Annotated in this window: 18 protein-coding genes; 8 read left to right on the forward strand and 10 right to left on the reverse strand. The window is 59.5% G+C overall.

The window, feature by feature from the left end:
• The coding region (gene pyrF / locus PHT20_RS12240; protein WP_301020726.1) for an orotidine-5'-phosphate decarboxylase at nt 1-744 on the forward strand (744 nt) is incomplete at its 5' end.
• 49 nt (nt 745-793) lie between these two features.
• Here the strand turns inward: pyrF and PHT20_RS12245 are convergent.
• The 7 genes from PHT20_RS12245 to uvrA all read right to left on the reverse strand — a co-directional run bounded on the left by PHT20_RS12245 (nt 794) and on the right by uvrA (nt 12,645).
• Entirely contained in the window at nt 794-1,183 is a 390-nt protein-coding gene (locus PHT20_RS12245; RefSeq protein WP_301020727.1) for a response regulator, read from the reverse strand.
• Nucleotides 1,180-3,732 (reverse strand): ATP-binding protein, encoded by a 2,553-nt coding sequence (locus PHT20_RS12250; protein ID WP_301020728.1) that lies wholly within the window; start codon nt 3,730-3,732, stop codon nt 1,180-1,182. Before PHT20_RS12250 ends, PHT20_RS12245 begins: the two co-directional genes overlap by 4 nt.
• 78 nt (nt 3,733-3,810) lie before the next feature.
• Entirely contained in the window at nt 3,811-5,733 is a 1,923-nt protein-coding gene (locus tag PHT20_RS12255; protein ID WP_301020729.1) for a methyl-accepting chemotaxis protein, read from the reverse strand.
• A 27-nt stretch (nt 5,734-5,760) separates the two neighbouring features.
• Nucleotides 5,761-7,716 carry an acyl CoA:acetate/3-ketoacid CoA transferase gene (locus tag PHT20_RS12260; protein ID WP_301020730.1) on the reverse strand — a complete coding sequence of 652 codons (1,956 nt, stop codon included), beginning with the start codon at nt 7,714-7,716 and terminating at the stop codon, nt 5,761-5,763.
• 11 nt (nt 7,717-7,727) lie between these two features.
• Nucleotides 7,728-8,765, reverse strand: a complete 1,038-nt coding sequence (locus PHT20_RS12265; RefSeq protein WP_301020731.1) for a GGDEF domain-containing protein — start codon at nt 8,763-8,765, stop codon at nt 7,728-7,730.
• A 61-nt stretch (nt 8,766-8,826) separates the two neighbouring features.
• Nucleotides 8,827-9,513 (reverse strand): DUF3334 family protein, encoded by a 687-nt coding sequence (locus tag PHT20_RS12270; protein ID WP_301020732.1) that lies wholly within the window; start codon nt 9,511-9,513, stop codon nt 8,827-8,829.
• 66 nt (nt 9,514-9,579) lie between these two features.
• The gene (uvrA, locus tag PHT20_RS12275; RefSeq protein WP_301020748.1) at nt 9,580-12,645 is read right to left on the reverse strand and encodes an excinuclease ABC subunit UvrA; all 3,066 of its coding nucleotides are present in this window, start codon (nt 12,643-12,645) and stop codon (nt 9,580-9,582) included.
• Nucleotides 12,646-13,442: 797 nt separating this feature from the next.
• Here uvrA and PHT20_RS12280 point away from each other — a divergent pair.
• The 7 genes from PHT20_RS12280 to PHT20_RS12310 all read left to right on the forward strand — a co-directional run bounded on the left by PHT20_RS12280 (nt 13,443) and on the right by PHT20_RS12310 (nt 22,157).
• Nucleotides 13,443-14,633 (forward strand): MFS transporter, encoded by a 1,191-nt coding sequence (locus PHT20_RS12280; RefSeq protein ID WP_301020749.1) that lies wholly within the window; start codon nt 13,443-13,445, stop codon nt 14,631-14,633.
• Nucleotides 14,634-14,701: 68 nt separating this feature from the next.
• Nucleotides 14,702-15,208 carry a single-stranded DNA-binding protein gene (gene ssb, locus PHT20_RS12285; RefSeq protein WP_301020733.1) on the forward strand — a complete coding sequence of 169 codons (507 nt, stop codon included), beginning with the start codon at nt 14,702-14,704 and terminating at the stop codon, nt 15,206-15,208.
• Between the two features lie 199 nt (nt 15,209-15,407).
• Nucleotides 15,408-16,496, forward strand: a complete 1,089-nt coding sequence (locus PHT20_RS12290; protein ID WP_301020734.1) for an efflux RND transporter periplasmic adaptor subunit — start codon at nt 15,408-15,410, stop codon at nt 16,494-16,496.
• Nucleotides 16,497-16,503: 7 nt separating this feature from the next.
• Nucleotides 16,504-19,779 carry an efflux RND transporter permease subunit gene (locus PHT20_RS12295; RefSeq protein WP_301020735.1) on the forward strand — a complete coding sequence of 1,092 codons (3,276 nt, stop codon included), beginning with the start codon at nt 16,504-16,506 and terminating at the stop codon, nt 19,777-19,779.
• A gap of 45 nt (nt 19,780-19,824) precedes the next feature.
• Nucleotides 19,825-21,111 carry an FAD-dependent oxidoreductase gene (locus PHT20_RS12300; RefSeq protein ID WP_301020736.1) on the forward strand — a complete coding sequence of 429 codons (1,287 nt, stop codon included), beginning with the start codon at nt 19,825-19,827 and terminating at the stop codon, nt 21,109-21,111.
• Nucleotides 21,112-21,132: 21 nt separating this feature from the next.
• Nucleotides 21,133-21,357, forward strand: a complete 225-nt coding sequence (locus PHT20_RS12305; protein WP_301020737.1) for a DUF2892 domain-containing protein — start codon at nt 21,133-21,135, stop codon at nt 21,355-21,357.
• 71 nt (nt 21,358-21,428) lie between these two features.
• Nucleotides 21,429-22,157: a zf-TFIIB domain-containing protein gene (locus PHT20_RS12310; protein WP_301020738.1), complete on the forward strand. Its 729-nt coding sequence runs from the start codon at nt 21,429-21,431 to the stop codon at nt 22,155-22,157.
• Between the two features lie 20 nt (nt 22,158-22,177).
• Here the strand turns inward: PHT20_RS12310 and PHT20_RS12315 are convergent, their stop codons facing one another.
• The 3 genes from PHT20_RS12315 to PHT20_RS12325 all read right to left on the reverse strand — a co-directional run bounded on the left by PHT20_RS12315 (nt 22,178) and on the right by PHT20_RS12325 (nt 26,914).
• Nucleotides 22,178-23,665, reverse strand: coding sequence for a FecR domain-containing protein (locus PHT20_RS12315; RefSeq protein WP_301020739.1), 1,488 nt, complete (start codon nt 23,663-23,665; stop codon nt 22,178-22,180).
• Nucleotides 23,666-23,862: 197 nt separating this feature from the next.
• Nucleotides 23,863-24,867, reverse strand: coding sequence for a thiamine-phosphate kinase (gene thiL, locus PHT20_RS12320; RefSeq protein WP_301020740.1), 1,005 nt, complete (start codon nt 24,865-24,867; stop codon nt 23,863-23,865).
• The gene (locus PHT20_RS12325) at nt 24,857-26,914 is read right to left on the reverse strand and encodes a site-specific recombinase (RefSeq protein ID WP_301020741.1); all 2,058 of its coding nucleotides are present in this window, start codon (nt 26,912-26,914) and stop codon (nt 24,857-24,859) included. Before PHT20_RS12325 ends, thiL begins: the two co-directional genes overlap by 11 nt.
• Nucleotides 26,915-26,918 lie beyond the last annotated feature (4 nt).

Here is a 26,918-nt window from a genome sequence, read left to right on the forward strand (position 1 = left end):
ACTGCCATGCGCGGCGATGTGAGCAAAATTTTTGACTTTTGCGCATCAATAGTGGACGCCACCGCGGACCTGGTGAGTGCCTTCAAACCGCAAATTGCCTACTTTGCCGCGCACCGCGCCGAAGACCAGCTGGAGCGCCTGGTGGCGCACATGCGCCGCAGCGCACCGGGTGTGCCGATCATTCTGGATGCCAAGCGTGGCGACATTGGCAGCACCGCCGAGCAATATGCCAAAGAAGCGTTTGAGCGCTACGGTGCAGACGCTGTGACCTTGTCACCGTTCATGGGTTTTGACACCATTGCCCCGTATTTGAAGTACCACAACAAAGGCGCGTTTTTGCTGTGCCGCACCTCCAACCCCGGCGGTGACGACTTTCAAAACCAGCGCTTGGCTGGTGTGCCGGGTGAGCCGCGTTTGTATGAACACATTGCCCAGCTGGCGCAAGGCGCGTGGAACCTGAATGGCCAGTTGGGGCTGGTGGTGGGTGCCACCTACCCGGCAGAAATTGCGCGGGTGCGTGCTTTGGCACCAAGTTTGCCGCTGTTGATACCGGGTGTAGGCGCGCAAGGGGGCGATGCCCAGGCCACTGTGCAAGCCGGTTGGCGCCAGGCCGGGCCGATCATTGTGAATTCATCTCGCGCCGTGTTGTATGCCAGTGCCGGAGCAGACTTTGCGCAGGCGGCGCGCCAAGTGGCTTTGACCACCCGCGACATGCTGCAAGCCGCCAAACCGACCCAGAGTTAAAGTTCAGACGCTATTTTTATAATAGCTGCTCACGCTTTATCTATAAGCGCTAGAGGCCAAAAAGATCATGCATCACTTCTTTGATGCGTTGCATTGAAATCGGCTTGATGAGCACTTCGTCAAAGCCGTTGGCCAGAAAGCGCTCACTGTCTTGGCTGCTGGCGTGGGCGGTGTAGGCCACAATTTTCAGGCCTGCCAAGGCGGGCATGGCGCGCACTTGGTTGCACACGGCTTCACCGTCGAGGTCTGGCATGCTGATGTCGAGCAACATCAAATCAGGTTTGGGGTGACTTGCCAGCCAGTCCAGCGCGGGCAAGCCACCGTCAACCTCATGGCATTGCCAGCCCATGCGCGACAAAAACGCAAACACCAGCTTGCGGTTGAGCATCACATCATCAACCACAAGCACGTGGCGTTCGGGGGTGGAGGTTGGGGTCATGAGGGGCTGTGGCTGGGTGGTTCGGCGCGGGTGGGCAAGTCTACATAAAAAATCGAGCCTACTTGCGGCGTGGAGCTCAGGCCAATGAAGCCACCCATGCGCTGCACCAGTTCTTTGGCCAGTGTCAGGCCGAGCCCGGTGCCTTGCTGGCTGCGCGTGACAAACGCCTCACTTTGGCGGAATTTCTCAAAAATAAGCTGCTGGTCTTCAGCCTTGATGCCGACCCCGGTGTCTTGCACCTCAATGCGCACGCGCTGCTGCTGGGCAAAGGCGCGCACTGTGACTGAGCCGTGTTCGGTGAATTTGATGGCGTTGCTGGTCAGGTTGAGCAAAATTTGTTTAAGGCGCAGGGGGTCGGCAAACACCACGGGGGGGATGCCTTCGGGTTGCAACGACAAGTTGAGCTGCTTGGTCTGGGCGTGGCCGGTTTCCAGCGCCACCACTTCTGAGAGCAGGCTGGGCAGGTTGATCTCGGTCAGGTTGAAGTCCATGCGCCCGGCTTCAATTTTGGCCAAATCGAGCACGTCGGTTACCAGTGCCAGCAAATGTGTGCCACTTTGCCGAATGGTTTGGGCGTATTCACGCTGCGCGGGGTCTGTCAAGTCCATCTCAAGCAACTCGGCGTAGCCCAAAATACCGTTGAGCGGCGTGCGCAATTCGTGCGACATGTTGGCCAAAAATTCGCTCTTCAAGCGGTTGGCTTCTTCGGCGGTTTTTCGCGCGTCTTGCAGGTGGCCAAACGACTGCTGCACGCTGTCGGCCATGGCGTTGAACGCGGTGGACAACTGCGCCATTTCGTCCCGGCCGCGCACCGGCAAGCGGTGCGCCAGGTCACCGGCTTGAAAACGGGCAATGCCCTGGCTCATTTCGGTGATGCGCCGGGTCAGCGCCCCAGCCATCCAGATGGCAATCACAATCACCAGCGCCACCATCACCAGTGTGGACGCACTCAAACCCAGGGCGGTGTTGCGCAGCCGGGTGCCAATGGTGTCTTGCAGGCCTTGGCGCTCCAGTTTGAGCTGGGCGTCTGCCTTGGCAATCAGGGTGTCAATGCGTTGCCCCGATTCGGTGGCAGCTTTGTGAAAGTCGTCCACGTTGGCACCAACCGTGATGTAGCCAAAGCCGCGTTTGCTGCTGGCATACGGCCCGGTGTAGTAGGGAATGGTGGCGGCTGTGGTGAGCTTCCACAAGCCCGAGAAAAAGATAGCAAACGAGCCTGAGCCACCGTGCTCAGTGAGCGCGTCCCAGCCGTGGCATTGGGGCGAGAAGTTCAGGTAACGGCAGTCCAGCCCGACCTGGCCAGATTTGCCCGACGCTGGCGCTGGTTTGCGCTTGAGCGACTGGTCTTGAAACGGCGCCACGCTGGGCTGAAAGTCTTGCCAGGATTTGCCACTGGCTTGCCACTGCGTCCACAAGTCGGTATCCAACCAGGGCACGGCGCTTTGGCCAGTTTGTGGGTCATAGCCGGCGATGAAATAGTCGCGCGGGTGGGCGATGGCGCGGCTGTGGCGGTCCCACATGAAGGCGTAGTTGCCCGAGGCTGGGTCTGCAATCGGGGCAAACCGCACCGGCGTGGGTCGCACCCGGTTGGTGAAGGCCATCAGGTGGCTGTGGTCCAGTGCCAGCGTGACGTAGCCCACCACTTTGCCGGCTTTTTCAACCGGCATGGCCCAGCGCACAATGCCTTGAAAGCGTTTGCCTACCGGGTTTTCCAGCCCGGCGTAGCCTGAGGCTTCGGGCGTGAAGGGCTTGCCCAGCTCGGCGGCGCGGGCTTTGGTGTAGGCGCCAATCCACTGCGTGGGGACATACGCACCAATCACCTCAGAGACATACATCTCGCCGGGCTTGAGCTTTTGCAGCGCAGGCCAATAGCGCTCGGCTTTGACAAAGGTGTTGGCTGCTTGGCTGACATCGCGCAGCGCTGTGCTGAGCAGGCTGCCTTGCACGGCTTTGACTTTTTCCTGGCCTTTCAGGTCGATAAAGCTGATTTCTAGAAACAGGGGGCGCTGCACCGGCTGGCCATAGTTTTCGGGCTGGCGGGTATGAAAGTCTTTGGCGTTGTCAGGCAGCGGCGGGCGCACCGGGTTGTCGGCTTTGAAGGCCTCAGCAGGCACCCAAGACTTGCCGTCTTCACTGGGAACGTAACGGCCGTGTTCAAAACTGAGCCGAGTTTTGCTGTGCAAAAAGCGCTGGTAAGCGGCGCTGGAGGGCTCTAACGCTGCGGCTTGCAGCAGGTCTTTGTCGCGGTCATACAAAAAGTCGGCCACCTGGCGCGCCAGGTCGGTGGTGAGGGCTTCCATGGCTTCGCGTGAGCGCTCGTCAAGCGCACGCACGGCATCTTCGTTGGCGGTTTTGCCGGTTTGTTGTTGCGTCACGCGCATGGCGTCGGCCATTTGCATGGCGCGCCCAGACACACCGTCGCCCAAATCTTGTGCGGCTTGCCAGGCATACCAGGCCAGCAGCACCAGCGGGATCACCTTGATGGCAACAAAAATCACAATCAGCTTGGCCCGCAGGCCCAACTGTTCAAAAAAAGCAGGGGTTTTCATCGGGCTTGCTTCGTCCAAGGTGGTATTTATTGAATAGCTACTCACGCTTGATTGATAAGCGCTAGAGGCTAATTTGGCTTATAACTTGAAGATAGACACCGTCTGCACCAGCTGTTGCGCCTGACTGCGCAGGCTGTCGGCAGCGGCCGCCATTTCTTCCACCAGGGCGGCATTTTGCTGGGTGGTTTGATCCATTTGCGCCACCGCTTCCACCACTTGCGACACGCCGGTGGCCTGCTCGGTGCTGCTGGAGCTGATCTCGCCCACAATGTCTGTGACGCGGCGGATGGCGCTGACCACCTCGGTCATGGTGTTGCCGGCTTGGTCGACCAACACCGTGCCTTGTGCCACGCGGTCTACGCTGGCGTCGATCAAGGTTTTGATTTCTTTGGCCGCTTCGGCGCTGCGCCCGGCCAGGGAGCGCACCTCGCTGGCCACCACGGCAAAGCCGCGACCTTGTTCACCGGCACGGGCCGCTTCAACCGCCGCATTCAGCGCCAGGATGTTGGTTTGGAAGGCAATGCCATCAATCACGCTGATGATGTCGGCAATGCGTTTGGACGAGTCGTTGATGTCTTTCATGGTGTGCACCACTTGGCCCACCACCTCGCCACCCGTCACTGCCACGCTGCTGGCGTTTTGCGCCAGCTGGTTGGCTTGGTGCGCGTTGTCGGCGTTTTGCTGCACGGTGCTGCCCAGCTCTTCCATCGAGGCCGAGGTTTGCTCCAGCGCGCTGGCTTGCTCTTCGGTGCGGCCACTGAGGTCGTTGTTGCCTTGGGCAATTTGGGCGCTGGCGGTGGCCACGCTCTCGGCGCCAGTGTGCACCTGGTGCACCACGCGCGCCAAGTTGTCGCGCATGGTGGCCAACGCCTGCATCAGCAGGCCGAGTTCGTTGTCGCCCTGCACATGAACCTTGACACGCAAATCGCCCTCGGCCACGGCTTGTGCCACACCCAGCGCGTCGCTGACCGGGCCGGTGATGCTGCGAATGAACTGCAGTGCCAGCCACAGCGCCGCTGCGGTACCCACCAACAGCAAGGCGGCCACCAGCCACTCCATTTTGTGGTTCTTAGCAATGCGGGCATCCAGTGTGTTGACCAGGGTTTTCATGGCCAGGGCGTTAAATTCAAACAGGCCGTCAATGGTGCGGGTGAAATCGTCAAAGTAGTCCACCGCCACAAATTTAAGCTCTGGCGCGGTGATGACCTCACGCTCGGCCAGCGCCAGGGTTTTGTCTACCGCACTGCGGCTGTTGGCAGCACCAGCCTCCAGGATGGTTTTAAGCTCGGGGTTGGCAGCGCTGGCGCGACCCAGCTGTCGGTACATGCTGAACTCAAGTTCCCGGGCGCGTTTGAGCAAAGCCGCCAAGGTGGCGCGCCCTGCGGGCGGCGCCTCGGCCTTGGTCAGGAAGCCGCTGCCCATGGCACGCATGATGCCCATGTTTTCAGACAGCCAGGGCATGTCGACCATGGTGGCGCGAATCAGGGCAAAGGTGTCGTCGCCCGCGTCTTGGCTTAAATTGAATTCATCCAGCAGCTCCTCGCTCAACTGCAGTTGCTTGGTGATCATGGCGGTGTGCTGAGCCGTGCTTTTGGGGGTGTCAAGGGTTTTGCTGGCCACCCCTTGCTCCAGTTCTACCCAGGTGCGGCGCAGCTCAGACCAGCGGGTTTGCAGCGCGGGCGAGGTGTTGCTGGCTTTGAGCTGGTTTTCGAGCTCGTTCATGGCGGCGTTGAGTTTGTCGCGCAGCGCCGGGCGGCGTGCTTCCAAGGTGGCATTGCCACTGAGCATGCTGGCCGACATGCCGCGGTGCACCTGGCTGTACTGAATGACTTTGTTGATGGCCAGCAGCGGCTGCGTGCCGACAAGTTCACGTTGCGCAAAGCTGATGTCGGCCATGGCACGCTGAAAGTAAAGAGCCGAGGGCACCACCACCAAGATCAGGGCAATCAAGCCAAGAAGCAGAAACTTGGTGGACAGTTTCATGTGGTGCAGGGTCGTCATGCGTGGTTTCCTCAAAGAATAGTTATGTCACTTGATGTTATCGGGAAAATGGCCCAGGGATTCCAGCCGTGCTTTCAGAAAGCCGCCGGTGCCGTAGCGCGTGACTCGGCTGTAAAAACGCCGTTTGAGTTGCTGAACCATGTGGCTGTAGCTGTCCATCAAGCCCGGGGCCAGGGTAAAGCTGTCGTAGTTCACCACCACATCGACCCGGGCGTTGAGGGGCTCCAACAAAGCCACCAGCAGGCTCTGGATGGCTTGCACGTCTTCAAGCTGGTCAATGGCCAAGCCTTCAAAGTTGATGAACAGCAGCCGGTGGGTGGCATCGAGTTCAAAGCGCCGATTCAAAGGCGTGGCTTGCAGGCGTTTGCGCAAGCCCATGGGGTTGGCGGCAAACAAGGCGGCCTCCATGGGTTTGAGGCTGGGGCTGATCAGCGGCACAAAATCCATGTGGGCCAGCACGTCCCGCTGCAGGTCTACGCCTGGGGCGATTTCAATCAGCTCCAGCGCCGGGAGCGCGGGGGTGCCAGTCAAGCGCAGCACACAGCGCTCGGTGATGTAGAGCACTTGCTGGCCGCGCCGCAAGGCCTCGCGTGCGCTGAAGGTGCGATGCTCCACCTGCTGCACAAATTTGCGTGGTGCGCCCTCTGCGGCAATGTGCAGACGTTTGTGCTGAATGTGGCATTGCAAATCACCCGCCGTGAAGGTGCCCACAAACACCACTTTTTTGGCGTTTTGACTGATGTTGATGAAGCCCCCCGCTCCGGCCAAGCGGTTGCCAAACTTGCTCACATTCAAATTGCCCTGGGCATCGGCCTGCGCCAGCCCCAGCACCGCTACGTCGAGCCCGCCACCGTCGTAAAAGTCAAATTGGCTGGGCTGGTCGATCACTGCCTGGGTGTTGACGGCGGCGCCAAAGCTCAAGCCACCAGCGGGCACACCGCCAATCACGCCGGGCTCGGCGGTCAGGGTCAGCAGGTCAAACATGTTTTCTTCAACGGCCACGTTGGCCACGCCTTCGGGCATGCCAATGCCCAGGTTGACCACGCTGTTGGGCTGCAGCTCCAGCGCGGCACGCCGGGCGATGACTTTGCGCGTGGTCAAGGCCATCGGTTCGATCAGGCTCATGGGCACCCGCAACTCGCCTGAATAGGCGGGGTTGTAGGCTTCGCTGAAGGTTTGCATGTGGTTGGCAGGGTCTGTGGCCACCACCACGGCATCCACCAGCACGCCCGGCACTTTGACACTGCGAGAGTGCAACGTGCCGCGCTCGGCCAGCCGCTCCACCTGGGCAATGACAATGCCGCCGCTGTTGCGCGCGGCCATGGCAATGGCCAAGGCTTCCAGCGTCAGGGCTTCGCGCTCCATGCTGAGGTTGCCATCGGCGTCTGCCGTGGTGGCGCGGATGATGCCCACCTGAATGGGAAAGGCCTTGTAAAACAGAAACTCTTGGCCATCGATGGTCAGGCGGCGCACCAGCTCTTCGGTGGTGGCGCTGTTGAGCTTGCCGCCGCCCCACAGTGGGTCGACAAAAGTGTCAAGCCCGACATGCGTCAAAGTGCCGGGCTTGCCAGCAGCAATGTCGCGAAACAGGTGGGTGATCACGCCCTGGGGCAGGTTGTAGGCCTCAATTTGGTTGTCTATGGCCAACTGCTGCAGTTTGGGCACCAAGCCCCAGTGCCCGCCAATGACGCGGCGCACCAGCCCGGCATGGCCTAAGTGATTGAGACCCCGGCGGTCGCCATCGCCTTGGCCAGCGGCATACACCAGGGTCAGGTTTTGGGGGACTCCTTGGCCGGTGTCAGCCAGGGTTTGCAGATAGCGGTGTTCCAGTGCGATGGCAATTTCTTCGGCAAAGCCAATGCCGACAAAACCGCCGGTGGCCACCGTGTCGCCGCTGTGGATGAGGCGCACCGCCTCTTGGGCACTGACCACCTTGTTGCGTCGGGTGGCTTGGGCACGGGTGTCGCTCAGCGGGGTGTGCATGACCAGCAGGGTTAAAAGAAATCAACCTCTTCGGTGTCATCTGCCGGGGCTTGCAAGGCGCCACTGGCCACCAGCTCGGTGTAGCTGCAGACCTGGTTGCGGCCATGTTCTTTGGCGTAATAGACGGCTTTGTCAGCGCGGTCAAACGCACCACTGGGGGTGTCGTTGAGGTTCAGGGGAGTGAAGCCAATGCTGATGGTGATGTGGTTGACCTGGGGAAAGTCGTGCTCGGCAATGTGCGTGCGAAAGCGCTCCAGTGCCGCCTGGGCATCGGCATGGCTGCTGCAGCGCATCAGCACCACAAATTCTTCACCGCCAAAGCGGTACAGCTGGTCGTGAAAACGAAACGATGCGCGCATTTGGCGCGCCAGCAGCAGCAGCACTTCGTCGCCAATCAGGTGGCCAAAGTTGTCGTTGACATGCTTGAAATGGTCAATGTCGATGACGGCCAAAAAGTAATTGACCTCTTGGCTGGGATGGCGGCGCTCGGTTTCAGGCACCGGCTTGACCGCTTCTTGCGCTTGGGCAGCACGCCAGAAGGCGGTGTCAAACGTTTTGCGGTTCAGCAGCTCGGTGAGCGAGTCTTTTTCGCCATAGTCCAGCAAAGACTGCAGGTTTTCGTAAAGGCGCAGCACGCTGTCAATGTGGGGCAGCAGGTCTGCGCCCAGAGCCTGCTCTGAGAGCACCTCCAACACACTGCACACGCTGGCTTGGGTGTTGATGGGGAACACCGTCACAAACGGTGCTGTCAAGGTGCGCTGCACCGATTCGGTCACGATGGCGGCTTCGCGTTTGGGGAAGTCGCCCAGGCTGGGCAGGGTGCTGATGTCAGGCCACACTTGGTCGTGGGTGGGTTCTGCCTGGCTGCAGGTGCTTTGCGCCAGGGTGAGCCAATGTTGGTCATTCAAAGGCCCCACCGCGCGCAGCAGTTTGACGCTGGAGAACTGCCACAACTCGGTCGACAGCATGAGCTTGACCAAGGTGAAATCCATGGTTTGGCGGTCACGCAAACCACTCAGTGTGGCCAAGCCGGCAAGTAAAACATTCATGCTTTGGAGTCTACCCGTTGAAACATACCTGAAGGGTCAGGCTTACCCGTAGGGGGGCGGGCTACAGCCCTAGTGATTTAAGCAAACTGTCATGCTCGCTGGCCTGCGCTGCAGGCTCTGGCTCGGTTTGGGCGGACTGGGCGTTGGTTTGAGCGATGACCTCGTCAGGGGTGAGCACCTCATTGGCCTCGAAGTCATGCAGCTTGATGAATTCGGTGCGGTCAATGGCCAGCTCCAGGTAAAAAATGTTGTTTTGACCGGTGTAGAAGGTCACCCGGCGGGCTTCAGGGTTGTCCAGGTGGGTGTCCACACTCAGCACCACCTGCTTGTTCAGCACCAGCATCTTGGGCTGGTTTTGGGTGATGTGGGTTTGCAGTTCACGGCGCACTTTGCCGGTGAAGTCGCCCACAATTTGGTTCATCAGCTCGCCCATGATGTTGCTCACCTCGTCTGAGGTGTGCGAGTGCGCCAGCTCGCTGGCGGGCATGCCCATGTTGAGCATGTAGCTTTGGTACAGCTCCATGGCGGTTTGGGCTGAAAAGTTGATCACCACCAGCCCCGAGAAGCCCCCATCAAACAGCACAAAGCAGCCAATGTCGGGTTTCAGGCAGGTTTTGGTGATGCGCTGCACCATGCCTGAGTAATGCACCTGGCACTGGGTGGCCACGTTGAGCACGCGGGTGACTGAATTGCACAGGCTGGTGAGCAGGTCTTCGGTGCCATACACCACTTTGGATTCTTGGCTCATGCGGTTCCTCTTGGGTTCATCAAATTTTTTCCACTGTACACCACCGCCCGTGGGGCGTTAGAGGCTTCAAGCTGCCAGGCTGGGCAGCAGCCGCGCCAGGTAGCGCCCGGTGTGGCTGGCTGGGTTGGCGGCCAGGGTTTCGGGCGTGCCCACACCCACCACGGTGCCGCCGCCACTGCCGCCTTCGGGCCCCATGTCGATCAGCCAGTCGGCGGTTTTGATCACGTCCAGGTTGTGCTCAATGACCACAATGGTGTTGCCCGCGTCGCGCAACTGGTGCAGCACTTTGAGCAGCAGGTCGATGTCGGCAAAGTGCAGGCCGGTGGTGGGCTCATCCAGGATGTAAAGCGTGCGCCCGGTGTCGCGTTTGGAGAGTTCCAGCGCCAATTTCACACGCTGCGCCTCGCCGCCTGACAGCGTGGTGGCGGCTTGGCCGAGACGGATGTAGCTCAGACCCACGTCCAGCAGGGTGTGCAGCTTGCGCTCAATCGTCGGCACGGCTTTGAAGAATTCGTGCGCGGCTTCCACTGTCATGTCCAGAATTTGGGCAATGTTTTTGCCCTTGTAAAGCACCTCCAGTGTTTCGCGGTTGTAGCGCTTACCCAAGCACACGTCGCAGGGCACATAGACATCGGGCAAAAAATGCATCTCGACCTTGACCATGCCGTCGCCCTCGCAGGCTTCGCAGCGGCCACCGGCCACGTTGAAGCTGAAGCGCCCGGCGCCGTAGCCGCGTTCGCGTGCGGTTGGCACTTCACTCATCAGGTCACGAATCGGAGTGAACAGGCCGGTATAGGTGGCAGGGTTGCTGCGTGGTGTGCGGCCAATCGGGCTTTGGTCCACGTTGATGACCTTGTCAAAGTACTCAATGCCTTCAATGGCGGTGTGCTCTGCCGCCTCGTCATGCGCGCGGTAAAGGGTGCGCGCCACCGCTTTGTAAAGCGTGTCGTTGACCAGTGTGGACTTGCCTGAGCCCGATACCCCGGTGACACAGGTGAATAGCCCGACCGGGAACGCCACATCGACACCTTTGAGGTTGTGGCCGCTGGCGCCAATAACCTTGAGCGCTTGTAATTCACCCAGCGTGGCAATGTGATGTGCTTCGCGTTCAGCGCGGCGCTGGGCCGCCGGGCTGGGGGCAAAGCGGCTGGGTTTGCCGCCATTGAACGGCTTGGGTGCCACGGTGGGCAGCCAGGCGCTGCGGTGGGTAGGCACGGCTATGCTGCGCGCGCCACTTAAGTACTGGCCCGTGAGTGACTGCGCGTTGGCCTTGACCTGGTCAAATGTGCCCTGCGCCATGATGCGACCGCCGTGCACGCCCGCACCGGGACCCATGTCGATGATCTGGTCGGCGGCGCGCATCATGTCTTCGTCGTGCTCGACCACCAGCACGCTGTTGCCAATGTCGCGCAGGTGCTTCAGGGTGTCGATTAAGCGGTCGTTGTCACGCTGGTGCAGGCCAATGCTGGGTTCATCCAGCACATACATCACGCCCGTCAGGCCAGAGCCAATCTGGCTGGCCAGGCGAATGCGCTGACTCTCGCCACCACTTAAGGTTTCGGCGCTGCGGTCCAGGCTCAGGTAGGTCAGGCCGACATCGTTGAGGAATTTGAGGCGCAGGCTGATCTCACGCACCACCTTGGCGGCAATGTCGCCCTTGGCTCCATGCATCTGCAAGCCATTGAAATACGCCAGGCATTCGGCCAAGGTGTAGTGGCTGAGTTCGAAAATGGCGCGGGCTTGGTCACCTTCGCCCACCCAAACGTGCCGTGCCTCACTTTTCAGGCGGCTGCCATGGCAGTCTGGGCAGGGCTGAATGCTGCGCAGGCGTGCCAGGTCTTCGCGCACCACGGCGGAGTCGGTCTCGCGGTAGCGGCGTTGCATGTTGGGCAAGATGCCTTCAAACGGATGGCTTTTGGTCACTTTTTTGCCTGCCGAGGCGCCTGAACCCAGCTCATAGTTGAACTTGATGTTTTCCGCGCCCGAGCCGTGCAACACCGCTTGCCGCACGTGCTCTGGCAGGGATTCAAAAGGTTGCTCGATGTCAAATTGGTAATGCGCGGCCAGGCTCTCCAGCATGGCAAAGTAATAGGCATTGCGCCGATCCCAGCCCTTGATGGCCCCGCTGGCCAGGCTCAAGGTGGGGAAGGCCACCACCCGCGCTTCATCAAACACCTCAGTGGCACCCAGGCCGTCACAGCTTGGGCAGGCACCTACGGGCGAGTTGAAAGAAAACAGGCGCGGCTCCAGTTCTGCAATGGAATAGCTGCACACTGGGCAGGCAAACTTGGCATTGAATAAATGCTCTTTTGGCCTGTAGACTTTGTCATCATTGCTTGAAGCGCTCTCAATTTCTAGAACAATGGCACGCCCGTTGGCCACCCGCAAAGCGGCCTCAAAGCTCTCGGCCAAGCGTTGTTTGAGGTTGTCAAAGTCACTGCGGTCGGCGTGTGGGTCGGTCGGGGCGTGGCGCACTTTCAGGCGGTCAATGACCACGTCAATGTCGTGCTTTTCGGTTTTTTTCAAGGCGGGCAGTTGGTCAGACTCAAACGTCTGGCCGTTGATGCGAAAGCGCACATAGCCTTGCGCCTGCATGTCGGCAAACAGCTCCAAAAATTCGCCTTTTTTCTCACGCGCCACTGGCGCCAGCACCATCAGCCGGGTGGCTTCGGGCAGCGCCAGTGTGGCGTCGACCATTTGGCTGACGGTTTGCATTTGCAGCGGCAAATGGTGCTGGGGGCAATAGGGTGTGCCAGCGCGGGCAAACAGCAGGCGCAAGTAGTCGTGGATTTCGGTCACTGTGCCGACAGTGGAGCGCGGGTTGTGGCTGGTGGCTTTTTGCTCGATGCTGATGGCCGGGCTCAAGCCCTCGATCATGTCCACATCGGGCTTGTCCATCAGCTGCAAAAACTGGCGTGCGTAGGTGGAGAGGCTTTCTACATAACGGCGCTGACCCTCAGCGTAGAGCGTGTCAAACGCCAGGCTGGACTTGCCCGAGCCGCTCAAACCGGTGATCACCACCAGCTGGTTGCGCGGGATGTCGAGGTCGATGTTTTTCAGGTTGTGCGTGCGCGCACCGCGAATGCTGATGGTTTGCGCAGCCAGGGCTTGGCCAAGGTAACGGCCTTCCAAGGCGGGGCGGGTGTCTGGTGGGTTCAAGGTGTGGAGCTCTGAGTGGGGCGGCAATGGGCAACCTTGAATGATAGTGAAGTTGCTTGGGCTCCGGGATGTGCGGGTGCAATGGATGATGGGCTGGCTTTAAGCAGTGGGTTTGTTGGCGGTTCGGTTGCTGTTGTGTTGGCTTTGCTTGGCTGATGTTGTTTTGGCTCGGGCACGGCGCGGCGGCTGGGTCAGGTGCATGCGGTTTTGGGGGCAAAACACGCGCGGGGCTGATGGTTCAGGTCGCCCAGTAGCACTTGCGCGCGCCTTCGCCCCCAAAGCCCGGTCACCTGACCCAACCACCACGCCTTATCTGTGTGGTTACTGAGCGGGGTGAAAGGCTACACAGGTGGTATCCACAATGAAAATAATAGCTATTTACGCTTGTGATACATGGGCTACAGGTTGTTTTCTTATAAATATCCGAGTCCCGACCACGTGAGGCAGGGTGATTGGGTCAGGGGACCGGGCTTTGGGGTGAAATGCGCGCGAAAGCGGAGCTGGCGTACCAAGGCCGTCAGCCCCGCGCGTGCTTTCACCCCAAAACCGCACGCCCATGACCCAGTCGCCCTGCCGGGTTAAACCCACTAACCCGCTGATAACAACATTTGGAATTCTGCCCCCCAACGAAACGCTAGCAAAAGAATCAGTGACAATTCTCAGCCTGCAGCGCCACCTTGCTGCGCTTGTGTTTTTCGGAGAAGCCTTTGTCTGAAGTGAATGTTCCACCCGTAGCAGCCCGTGCTTCATTGCCTAGCGCGTCCACGGCCATGACAGCGCTGGAGTTGCGTGCCAGTTTTTCGCTGGCCTCCATTTTTGGCTTGCGCATGCTGGGCTTGTTCCTGATTTTGCCGGTGTTTGCCATCGAGGCCGCGCATTACCCCGGCGGTGATGATGCAGCCATGGTGGGTTTCACCATGGGCATTTATGGCCTGACCCAAGCCCTGTTGCAATTTTTGTATGGCTTGGCCTCTGATCGGTTTGGCCGCAAACCGGTGATTGTGTTTGGTCTGGTGGTGTTCGCGGCGGGCAGCCTGGTTGCGGCTTTGGCGCCCAATCTGACCTGGCTGGCGGTGGGTCGGGCGGTGCAGGGCGCCGGGGCGGTGTCGGCCGCGGTGACCGCACTGTTGGCTGACTTGACGCGTGATGAGGTGCGCACCAAGTCCATGGCGCTGGTGGGTGCCAGCATTGGTTTGATGTTTGCTGTGTCGCTGGTGGCGGCGCCGGTGTTGGCGGGTTGGATCGGGTTGGTGGGCATTTTTGCGCTGACGGGTGTGCTGGCACTGCTCGGGGTGCTGGGCGTGGTGTGGTGGGTGCCGACAGAGCCCACCAAGCACAAAGACGCTCCCAAAGGCCGATTGGCCGATGTGCTGCATGCGCCTGCGCTGCTGCGGCTGAACCTGGGCGTGTTTGTGTTGCATGCGGTGCAACTGGCCATGTGGCTGGCCTTGCCGGCCATGCTGGTGCAGGCTGGTTTGAGCCGCGACCTGCATTGGCAGGTCTATTTGCCAGCGGTGCTGGGCTCGTTTGTGGTGATGGGTGGGAGTTTGTTTCAGCTTGAAAAGCGCGGCTACTTGCGCGCTGTCTTTTTGACCTCGATTGGGCTGACGGCTTTGGTGCAGGCGGTGTTGTGGTCGCAAGTGGGTGGCTCACCCAGTGTGCTGCTGTTGGGAGGCTTGTTGTTTGTGTTTTTTTATGGCTTCAACGTGCTCGAAGCCAGCCAGCCGAGCATGGTGTCGCGCTTGGCACCAGCCCACAGCCGAGGTGCCGCCATGGGGGTTTACAACACGCTGCAGTCGCTGGGGTTTTTTGCCGGCGGCATGGGTGGCGGCTGGCTGATGAAGCACTGGGGCGCTGGGGGTTTGTATGCCACCTGCACCGGTTTGATGCTGTTGTGGCTGCTGGTGGCCTGGCCCATGCAGGCGCCCGGGCGGCTAGATGGGGCAGCAAAAGCCGGATAAACTGAAACGCTGAATGTGACCGCGACCCAGCGGCTCACCCACGCATCGACTCAATTGAAAGATACACCATGGCTTCTGTGAATAAAGTGATTTTGCTCGGTAACCTGGGGCGCGACCCCGAAGTGCGCTACCTGCCCAGCGGCGACCCGGTGGCCAACATCACCATTGCCACCAGCAGCCGTTACAAAAGCAAATCGGGCGAGATGGTTGATGAAACCGAGTGGCATCGGGTCACTTTTTTTGGCCGCTTGGCCGAAATTGCCAGCCAATACCTGAAAAAAGGTAACCCGGTGTATGTGGAAGGCCGCATCAAGACCAACAAATACACCGACAAAAATGGTGTGGAGCGCTATTCCACTGATGTGATTGCCAGCGAGATGCAGTTGCTGGGTGGCCGCGAAGGCCGAGGTGAGCCTAGTCACGCCGATGACGACGGTGGCTACAGCCGCCAGGCACCAGCCCCTCGCCCCGCCGCAGCACCCATGCGCCCAGCACCCGTGGCGGCACCGGCACCCATGGCTGCCCCCCGTCCAGCCAGCGGCTTTGACGACATGGATGACGATATTCCATTCTAAAAAATGTATAGCTGACTACGCCCTATTTATATGGGCTAGAGGCCAATTTAATCACTTAATAGATGAGATGATTTTTACAGCGTTTTGACTTCCCGGCGAGTGGCTGGGTGGGCTTGACCGATCTGGCGGACGGCTAAATTTCCCGGTGTATATATTCGTATCCGCTTATAATATGGTTCGTATTTACAGAGGATGTGTCATGCGCTCGTTTTTAAAGTGGGGTGGGTTGAAGGTGCAGTGTCTGCGCAGTGCCGTGGCGCTGTCGTTGTTGACGGGTGCCATGGGCGCGTGGGCACAAGTGAATGTGCCAGTGGCTGCGGCACAGCTCAAGGCAGTAGGCAGCGGCTTTGAGATGGACGCGGTGGTGCAACCCGTCAAGCAAAGCACGGTGTCGTCGCAAGCCTCGGGTCGCATGGTCAGCCTGGCCGTGAAAGCGGGCGACGCGGTGCGAGCCGGGCAACTGTTGGCCACCATTGATGACCGTGAAACCCAAACTGGCGTGCAGCGCAGCCGAGCCCAGTCCGCCCAAGCGCAAGCCGAGTTGCGCAACGCTCAAGCCAACTTTGACCGCACCCGCGACTTGCTGGCCAAAGGCTTCATCAGCGCTGCCGCCATGGACACTGCTGACGCACAGCTCAAATCTGCCCAAGCCATGCGCGAGCAGGCCAGCGCGGGTGAAAAGCAGTCTGGCTTGACCCAAGGTTTCACCCGTGTCACCGCACCGTTTGATGCCCTTGTGCTGCAAACCCTTTCTGAAGCGGGTGACTTGGCGTTTCCGGGCAAGCCCCTGCTCACACTGTATGCACCAGCGCCGTTGCGTGCGGTGGTGCAGGTGCCGGTGTCTCGCTCTGCTTTGTTGACTGCCCAGACGGTGGTTGAGGTTCAAGTGCCAGCGCCAGGCGGCTCCTGGCAGTGGATTCGCCCCAGCCAGACCAGCCATTTGTCCACTGCAGATGCGGTCGCGCAAACGGTTGAATGGCGGCTGGAGTTGCCTGCCGTGGCAGCCAAAGGGCTGCTGCCTGGCCAGCCCCTGCGGGTGCGCTTTGCGGCCGGACAAGCGCAGCGCCTGGTGATTCCCGCAGCAGCAGTGTTGCGCCGTGGTGAGTTGACGGCGGTGTATGTGGTCTCTGGCAAGGGCTTTGCCCTCAAAGCCATTCGCCTGGGGGCAGAGCATGGTGCCCAAGGGGTGGAGGTGGTGGCTGGTTTGACCGAGTCTGACCGTGTTGCCCTTGACCCGGTGCGTGCGGGTTTGGCGGGTGCACAGCCCGCTGCTGCCACAGCGCAGTGAGGTAGCCATGCCAAACACAACCAAACTGGGCATTTCCGGTCGGCTGGCGCTGGCCTTCAAACTCAACGCCATCACCCCCTTGTTGGCCTTGGTGGCGCTGCTGTTGGGGCTGTTTGCCGTGCTGGTGACACCGCGCGAAGAAGAGCCGCAAATCAATGTGACCATGGCCAATGTGCTGATTCCCTTTCCGGGTGCCAGCAGCACCGACGTGCAAAACATGGTGGCACGCCCGGCCGAGCAGGTGCTGAGCCAAATTGCTGGTATTGAACACACTTACTCGGTGGCCCGGCCTGGCTTGGCGGTGATGACGGTGCAATTCAAGGTGGGGGTGCCGCGCACCGAAGCCTTGGTGCGTTTGTATGACGTGCTCAACGCCAACCAAAACTGGTTGCCCCGCGAACTGGGCACCCTGACACCCATCGTCAAACCCAAGGGCATTGACGATGTGCCGGTGTTGGCCGTGACGCTGTGGAGCAAAGAAGCCTTGCCCGCGGAGGAATTGGAACGGGTGGCACACACCGTCGAGGCTGAGCTCAAGCGCGTGCCCGGCACCCGCGAGGTGCAAACCATTGGTGGGCCAGAGCGTGCCGTGCACGTGTGGCTTGACCCGGCGCGCCTGCGCGAGCGGGGTGTGGACGTGTTGGCGCTCAAAGCCACGCTGGCAGCCGCCAACATGAGCATGCCCTCAGGCGCCGTGTTGGATGCCCAAGTGCCAGGCGGTCAAATGCTCAAAGTTGAAACCGGCGAGTTTTTGCGCTCAGCGCAAGACGTAGGCGACCTGGTGGTGGGCGTGAGCAAAGGCTTGCCCGTGTTTTTGCGTGAAGTGGCGCGCATTGAGACGGGGGCCCAATTGCCACAACGTTATGTCTGGCACACCCCAGGCGCGGGCACGACTGCGGGCGGAGCCACGGCAGAGGCTGCAGTGGGCGGTGTCTATCCGGCCTTGACCATGACCGTGACCAAAAAACCCGGCACCAACGCGGTGGACGTGGCCAGTGCGGCCAGGGCGCGCGTGCAAGAGCTTAGCAACTCAGTGATCCCGGCCAACATCGAAACCAGCATCACCCGCGACTACGGCCAGACGGCTGCCGAAAAAGCCAACAAGCTGATCCAAAAACTGGGCTTTGCCACGGGCTCAGTGATTTTGCTGGTGGGGCTGGCGCTGGGGCGGCGCGAGGCCATCATTGTGGGCACTGCTGTTATCTTGACATTAACCGCCACCTTGTTTGCCTCTTGGGCCTGGGGCTTTACGCTCAACCGGGTGTCGTTGTTTGCCTTGATCTTTTCGATTGGTATTTTGGTTGACGATGCCATTGTGGTGGTGGAAAACATCCATCGGCATCAAAACTTATACCCCGAGCGCAGTCTGCGCCAGATCATTCCAGCCGCCGTGGATGAAGTGGGTGGCCCCACCATTTTGGCCACCCTCACGGTGATTGCTGCGTTGTTGCCGATGGCTTTTGTGACGGGGTTGATGGGGCCTTACATGAGCCCGATTCCGATCAACGCCAGCTTGGGCATGGCCATTTCTTTGGTGATTGCTTTCACTGTGACCCCGTGGCTGGCGCTCAAGGTCATGAAAAAGCACGCCCATGTGGCCTCTGCGGCTGAGTCAAGCAAAGGCCTGGGCCCGAAGCTGCAGCGCTTGTTCTCCTGGGTGCTGTTGCCGTTTTTGAACAGTGCCAAAAAGCGTTGGCTGCTGCTGTTGGGTATTTTGGTGGCCTTGATGTTGTCTGTGGGCTTGACGCTGGTGCAGTGGGTGGTGCTGAAGATGCTGCCGTTTGACAACAAAAGCGAATTTCAAGTGGTGGTGGAAATGCCTGCGGGCACGCCGTTGGAGAACACCGCAGCCACACTGCACGAGCTGGGTGCCTTTTTGGCACAGCAGCCTGAGGTGATTGACCTGCAAGCCTACGCTGGCACTGCCTCCCCCATCACTTTCAATGGCTTGGTGCGGCAGTACTACATGCGTGCCGATGCCGAGCAAGGCGACCTGCAGGTGAACCTGGTAGACAAAAAACACCGCTCAGAAAAAAGCCATGCGATTGCGCAACGGCTGCGCCCCGAGCTGGAAAAAATTGGGCTGCGTCATCAGGCTTTGGTCAAGGTGGTAGAAGTGCCGCCGGGGCCACCCGTGATGTCGCCATTGGTGGCTGAGGTTTATGGCCCTGATGAGGCGGGTCGGCAAGCTCTGGCCATGCGGGTGGCGCTGGCTTTTGCCGCCACGCCAGACATTGTGGGCGTCGACACCTCGCTTGAAGAAGACACGCCACGGGCATTCTTGCGGGTGCGGCGTCAACGGGCAGAATCTTTGGGTATTCCGGTGGCGGTGGTAGCACAAACCGCTGCCATGGCACTCACGGGTGTGGATGCCGCCTATTTGCACGACGGCCACACCAAATACCCGGTGCCGGTGCGCTTGCAGCTGCCACTGCGAGACCAAGTGGGGCTGGATGCCGTGCTGGCCATGCCTGTGCGTGCCGCCAACGGGCAGTTGGTGCCGCTCTCAGAGTTGGTGCAGCTTGAAACCGGCGTGATTGACAAACCGCTCTACACCAAAGACCTGCAAGGTGTGAGCTATGTGTTTGGCGACATGGCGGGCAAACTGGACTCCCCGCTGTACGGTTTGTTTGCCATTCGCGGCAAGCTGGCAGACGCCGCCTTGCCGGGCACCGGTGTCTTGGGTGAATACTGGATCAAGCAACCCAGCGACCCCTTCAAGCAATACGCCATCAAGTGGGATGGCGAATGGCAAATCACCTACGACACCTTCCGTGACATGGGGGCAGCTTACGGTGTGGGCTTGGTCTTGATTTACTTGCTGGTGGTGGCGCAGTTCAAGAGCTACCTGACCCCGCTGGTCATCATGGCGCCGATTCCTTTGACCATCATTGGGGTGATGCCTGGGCATGCCTTGCTGGGTTCGCAATTTACTGCTACATCCATGATTGGCATGATTGCGCTGGCTGGCATCATTGTTCGCAACTCCATTTTGTTGGTGGACTTCATTGAGCTGCAGGTCAGCCAAGGGGTAGCGTTCAAAGAGGCGGTGGTGTCTTCAGCGGCAGTGCGCGCGCAGCCCATTGCGCTGACCGGGCTGGCGGCCATGATCGGCGCGCTGTTTATTTTGGATGACCCTATTTTCAACGGCTTGGCCATCTCATTGATTTTCGGAATTTTGGTCTCTACCCTGCTGACGCTGGTGGTGATCCCGGTGCTGTATTACGCGCTCTACTGGCGCCGTAGCAAGACGTGCGCAGATGCGTCAACTTTCCCTCAGTAAAACTGTCTAAAACTTTCTAACTTTTATTTTTGCAGGAGACAAGACATGGCTCACATCGTCATTCTGGGTGCTGGTATTGGCGGCATGCCCGCCGCATATGAATTGCGCGAGGCACTTTCAGCCGAGCACAAAATCACAGTGGTCAACAAAACCGACTACTTCCAATTTGTCCCCAGCAACCCCTGGGTGGGCGTGGGCTGGCGTGACCGTGAAACGGTGACCTTGCCGATTGCACCTTATTTAGAGCGCAAAAAAATTGGCTTCATTGCCAAAGAAGTCACCCAAATTGATGCCCCTGGCAACAAGCTCACCCTGATTGACGGCCAAACGTTACCTTACGACTACCTGATCATTGCCACCGGCCCCCTGCTGGCGTTTGACGAAGTGCCAGGCGCCGGTCCAGTCAAGTCTGGCGGCGGCGGATTTACCCACTCCATTTGCCATGTGGATCACGCGCAAGAGTTTTTTGCCAATTACGAAGAATTTTTGAAAAACCCGGGCCCCATCGTGATTGGTGCCATGCCAGGTGCCAGCTGCTTTGGCCCGGCTTATGAATTTGCCATGGTGGTGGACACCGATTTGCGCCGCCGCAAGCTGCGCAGCAAAGTCCCCATGACGTTTGTCACCAGCGAGCCTTACATTGGCCACCTGGGCTTGGGTGGGGTGGGCGACAGCAAGTCGATGCTGGAGTCTGAAATGCGCAACCGCCACATCAAATGGATCACCAATGCCAAAACCACTAAGGTGGAAGAAGGCAAGATGTTTGTGACCGAAATCACCGACCAGGGTGCTGTGCTCAAAGACCATGAAGTGGCCTTCAAAATGGCCATGATGCTGCCCTCATTCAAAGGCGTGCCGCCAGTGGCCGCCGTGCCCAACCTGTGTAACCCGCGCGGCTTTGTGTTGATTGATGAATTCCAGCGCAGCAAGGCTTACAAAAACATTTTCTCGGCCGGTGTCTGTGTCGCCATCCCGCCGGTCGAAGTGACCCCGGTGGCCACTGGTACGCCAAAAACAGGCTACATGATTGAGAGCATGATGACTGCCATTTGCCACAACATTGCGGCTGAACTTGCTGGCCAGCCAGCCGATGCCAAAGGCACCTGGAACGCGGTGTGCCTGGCCGACATGGGCGACACCGGTGCTGCGTTTGTGGCCTTGCCGCAAATTCCTCCACGCAACGTGAACTGGTTTAAAAAAGGCAAATGGGTGCACCTGGCCAAAATTGCCTACGAAAAATATTTCATGCGCAAGCTGAAAAAGGGCACCTCCGAGCCGATTTATGAGAAATACATCATGGGCCTGCTGGGTGTGAATCGACTCAACAAGTGATTTTTTAACAAGGGGTTTATCTTGACTGTTCAACGTTATATTTTGGTTTTTGCGGGCATGTTCATCATGATCTCATTGGCGCTGGGGGTGGAGGGTAGCCCCTTGTTTGTCAGCAAATGGGCGCTGGCTTTCACCGCGTTTGTGGGGGCTAACCTGTTTCAGTCTGGCTTTACCAATTTTTGCCCGTTGGGCATCATTTTGAAAAAGCTGGGCGTGCCAGAGTCCCAAATCGGCTGCGCCCGGTAACTTTTTCAAGCTCTATGATTGACACACAGGTGAACGCCTGTGTGTCTTTTTTTATTCTGAGCTGATGCGTCATGTCCAACATTCATTCCTGTCCATCGTGTCATGCACCCATGGAAAAGCATTCGCTGCCAAGCGTCTCGGGTGCGCCGGTGCTGTTGGACTTGTGTTTTGCGTGCCATGGCATCTGGTTTGATCCGCTTGAGAATCTGAAACTCACACCGGCTGCAGTGGTTGAGCTGTTTCGGCTGCTGCACGCGCACCGTGACGATGCCCGCCAGGCCTTGGCGCACAAACTGGCTTGCCCGCATTGCACCGCCAGCCTGGCACAGGGGTTTGACGTGGTCAAAAGCGGCCGCTACATCACTTACCGCTGTCCCAAGCGCCACGGGCGCTTCAGCGTGTTCAGCAGTTTCATGATCGAAAAAGGCTTTGTGCGCCAGCTCACGCAACCGGAGGTGGCTGATCTGGCACAGCGGGTGGCGGTGATTTACTGCAACAGTTGCGGCGCACCGGTAGACCTGCGCAAAGACGCCGCATGTCCCTACTGCCGTGCCGCGTTTTCATTGCTCGACCCGCAGGCGGTTGAGCGCGCGTTGCAAGGCTACGCCAAGGCCACCAGTCAGGCGGGTTCGCTTCACATGCCAGAGCTGGCCGATGCACTGGTGATGGTGGAGCGTGATCGCGTGAAAGCCCAGCGTGAAGCCAAAGCAGAGCACCAGTCGTTTCAACTGACCCGCGCCGCAGATGGCGTGGACTTGTGGGCGCTGGGCTTGGCGCTGGTTTGGAAAATGGTGGATTGAGTCGGACCACCGCCGTCTGCTCATACCGTAGCGCTTCGTTGACGTTTGGTTTTGCCTTTTGATGGCTTGGATTTTTGTGAACTTTGCGTCAGTGGGCTGGCCAAGGGTGTCCACTTCAACGTGCCGGTCGATAAGCCTTCCAAGCGGTAACTGGCAGGGCTCAACAGCGCACCATCAGCCTGGGTCACAGTGAAATTGACCCAATGGGCTTGCGCAACATCGAGCCCATCCAGCGGCAAGCTGATGACCGCCGCCACCGGGTTGACCAAGGCCTTGACCACCCGTACATAGGGCTGATGGTTGAGATGGATGCTGGCGAGCACGATGTGGCTGGCGTCCAGCCCCAGTGCGTCAAGTTGCAGCACAGGTTTGCCATCTGCCACCTGAAGACGTGGGTTGACTGCTTGCCACTGCGCCGTTGGGGCATGGGCGTCTTGTGGCAAGAGCACCTGTAACTGGGTCATGGCGTTGAAGCCTTCCAAGGTGTCAGCATCAATGCCGCGCACGCGCAAGTGCCACAGCCCATTGGGCAAACCCGAGAAATCTGCCTGTCCATGGAGAGCCACCACCTGCTCGTGCACGATGTTGCTGAAATCTTGAAAGCCAGAGACCTGCACCCGAAAACGCTGGGCACCGGTCAGGCTGGGCACGGGCCAGCTTGCTTGAGGCTTGTGCACCACTGCAGTGGTGAGCTTAGGGGCTTTGAGCAAGGGCGACACTTTGATGCGCTGCACGCTTGGGTTCAACACCGTGCCAGTGCCTTTGGGCAAGTCTGCGCCAGTTTTTTGAGCCGCGTTGTCAGCCCGAACCAAGCCGTCCAGCACTTCGGTGCGGGCGTTTTGCAGGCTGGGGTCTTCATAGGCCACCCGAAACACGGTGCCGCGCACACCGACCACCGAGGTTGGGGTTTCGACCCTCAGCGGTGTGGTGCGCTTGGGCAACTTGGAGGCCAACACATCCAGTGCGCCGCGGCTGAGGCTGATCAAGCCGGTGAACCAATTGGGGTTGGGCGGGCGGTTGGCGTCAAATTTGCCGAAATCAATCATCTGGCTGGTGGTCAGGCGCGCCGTGGTGTTGGGCATCAGGGTCACGCGGCTTTGGTCGGGCAGCAGCAACTGCGCCGAGGCATTTGCACCAGTTTGCAGCTCTGCCCCTTCCTGGATGAAGCTGCCCGCTGACACCCGTTCACCCGCCACACGCACGTCGCCCGAGCTGCTGACCAGTTGGGCGGGCTGGGCACGTGTTTTCAGCAAACCCATTGGAATTTGCAACACCTGCCCTGGGTGAATCGCGTTGGGGTTTTTCAGTCGATTCACTTCGGCCACCTGTTTCCAACCTTCGACGTTGGTAAAGGAGGCCTCGGCCATTTTGATCAGCTCGTCACCGCTCTTCACGGTGTAGGCAAGCGTGGGTTCTGCGGCAAAGCTGGCCAAGTGGGTGGCCAGCATGGCGCCAAGCAGTGACCACTTGATGGGTGAGATCAGCCTTGAAAGATGCACTGTGTTCATCACAAAACCTTGAAATTATGAGTTGTTCCATTGACTTTCCGAGTCTACGTTTCAAGTGACCTGAACACAATTCATGCACCTCAACAGATCAAACCGTTGCGTTGATTTGTCACACAGATGCTGTAATGTTGCAGTGCAGCACGATAGATGTTCTTCGAGTTTCCACGGGCGATCAGTTCAACAAGGATGTCGCCAGATCAGTCAGCGAAGTGGTCAAACGAGGCAAAGGTGTGGGGCAGGGGTTGGCCTTGGGCGTCCAGCACGCGCAAGCCAGGCGTGGCCTCCATCTGGCCGATGCGGCGCACGGGCGTTTGGCAGCCTGCCGCAGCAGCGGCCACGGCGCTGCGCTGCGCTGGCGAGGCGGTGAACAGCAGTTCGTAGTCATCGCCGCCAGCCAGTGCCAGGTGGTACCAGTAGGACATAGAAAAATTTATATCAAATACGTCTCTAGCGCTTATTGAATTTGCGTAAGCAGCTATTGATTGAATAGCATCATCAGCCCAAACTGTGGCTCCCAAGTGGGACAGTTCCAGCATGTGCCCCAGGTCGCCAAGCAGGCCGTCGCTGATGTCGATGGCCGCACTGGCGATGCCGCGCAGCGCCAGGCCCAGTGCCACGCGTGGGGTAGGGGTTTCGAGTCGCGCGCGCGTTGCAAGCAGCACATCATCCGGCAGGGTGATGCGGCCAAGCAGTGCGTCTAGCGCCAACCGTGCGTCGCCAATGCTGCCACTCACGTACAAATCGTCACCGGCGCAAGCGCCACTGCGCAGCAAGGCCTGGGTGTGACCATGCGCCACCGGCACTTCGCCAAACACGGTGATGCAAATGTTCAGCGGCCCGCGGGTGGTGTCGCCACCGATCAACTCACATGCATGGGCATCTGCTAGGGTAAACAGGCCTTCAGAAAAGGCGGCCAGCCAAGGCTCGTTCACCTCGGGCAGCGCCAGCGCCAGGGTGAACGCCAGGGGTTGGGCGCCGCACGCTGCCAGGTCACTTAAGTTCACCGCCAAGGCTTTGTGGCCCAGGGTGCGAGGGTTGACATCGGCAAAGAAGTGGCGCCCCTGCACCAGCATGTCACTGGAAATGGCCAGTTGGTGGCCTGGGGTGGGCTGCAGCAGGGCGCAGTCGTCACCCACACCCAGCGCGGCGCGGCGGCTTGGGCGCGTGAAATAGCGCTTGATCAGATCAAATTCACCCGCCATGCGTGTCATTTTTTGGGGTTGGCTGGGCCTCGGGAGCCGGCCAGAAGAAGCTGCGCAGCTGGGTGCGCGCGCGCTGGCGAATGGCTTGCCCAATGCGGCGGCGCTCCACCCCCGAGACGTTGTGTGCGCGCAGCGCCAGCACAAACGCCAAGTAAAAACTCACCCCCACATTGAGCACGCCAGTGAGCAAAATGCCCAACACACACCACCAAAAAATGCCTTGCGTCAGCAGTGCAGTGCCCATGTGGCCCGCTGCTGCAGCCAGCTGGCCGGTGGAGAGCGTGACGTGGCGCACCTCAAGATCAAGCCCAAAAAAAGTGGCAAAGGCGGGCACCAGCCCCAGCATCAAACCCAATGAAATGTTGGCTGCCAGGCCAGAGATGTTGTGGCGCATAAAGTTGGCCCAGCGCTGCGCCCGCTCGGGCGCCAGCCAGCGCGTCAAGCGTGGATGAAAGCGAATGGCAGAGTCCAGTTTGTTGAGCACAAACCAGTTTTCTGTCCAACCCGCCAGAATGCTCGATGCAAACAGCAGCACGCCGGTGAGCGCTGCAAACAGCAACGTGGGGCCACGCACATCCAGGCTGTGCAACACATGTTCGGACTCTTTGGCGTCAATCATGGGCGCGCCAAACAGCCACCACATGGCAGCACTGAGCAGCAGCACAGTGGGAGCCACCAGCGCCAAGTTGCCCACCACCGCTGCCACTTGCGAGCGCACCAAGTGCGAGACTTCATCCACAAACCCCTCAATGGCGTGGGCAGAGCCCAGGTCTTTGAGCTTGGCAGCCATGGCCGGCGCTGTCATGGCCGGCTGTTTGGTGGCTACTGTGTAATGCAGCAGCTGAATCAGCACAAAGCTCAAGGCGTAATTCATGCCGGCATAAAAACCGCTCCAAAAAGCCGACAGGCTCAGCGACAGCACGGCAAATTTAAACAGCGTGGTGAGCGACATCACTGCGCCACCGCCTGCCGCATCGCGCAGCATTTGAAAATATTCGCCTCGGGTGCGGGTGATGTAGTGCTCACCCGTTTCCGAGCTGCGCTCGGCTACTTTAGCGGCCAGCATGGATGAGTTGGCGGTGATCAGCGCCCGCACGCTGCGGCGCTCTTGCCCCACCTGCACCAGGTGCGCCAACAACTGGGCGGTGTGGCGCTGCGGGGTGTCAGACAGCAGGCAGTCCAGCAGGGCGCGGATGCGCAACACCCGGGTGCGCAGTTGGCGCAACTGAAACACCAGGTTGATAGAAATGCCGTGAGCCTCCAGGTGGGTATAGACCGATGCCGCCGCATGGCGACAGGCTTCCAGCCGCTCCAAAAACTGCGCCAATGCAGTGGTGCGCTCGGCACTGGCTTGCTGGGGCTGCGCTAAAAAAGCCAACTGCAGGGCATCAAAATCAGCGGCCAAGGCATGAAAAGGTGCAGTTTCCCGTGCTGGTGCGCTCATGCGTTGCCGCAGCTCGGGAGAAAACCCAGTGGCGCGAATTTGACTGGTGCAAAACGTCAAGGCTTCGAGCAAGGTGGCCTGCCAGGGCGTGATGTGGTGCTGCCATTGGGCAGGAATCCAGGCACAGCTGCCGTCTGTCATGCGATTGCAGTCAGCCGCCTGCAGCATCTGTGCCAATCGGTTCAAAGTGGTGTCGTCCAAGGCGTTGAGCCACAGGGCATCAAAGGGGTCGTTCAGCACCAGCGAAAACAGCGCCGCTGCATCGGTGGTTTCCGGGCTGGTAGGCAGCCACTTTTGGCTCAAGCGTCCGGCCAGTTCACTCAAGAAAGCGGTACGAGATGAAAACCCATAGTCGGCCAGCAGGGCAGTGGCATCCACCGTGCCCAGCAGCAGTTGCCACCAGCTTTGCAGTTTCTCAAGCGTGGCCGGGCGTTGCTGCAGTGTGTCGAGCAGCAGCGTCACGCGTGACAGGGTGCGTGGCACCGAGTTGCGGCTGCCACGCACCCAGTTCAACATGTCTATCAGCCACAGGTGGCGATGCGCCAAATCGGCCTGGGGGTCAAGGGCATCCAGCAGTTCAGACAGGTCAGTGTGTGGGGTCATAAGT

The sequence above is a fragment of the Rhodoferax sp. genome, from assembly GCF_028715765.1.
GTDB lineage: Bacteria > Pseudomonadota > Gammaproteobacteria > Burkholderiales > Burkholderiaceae_C > Rhodoferax.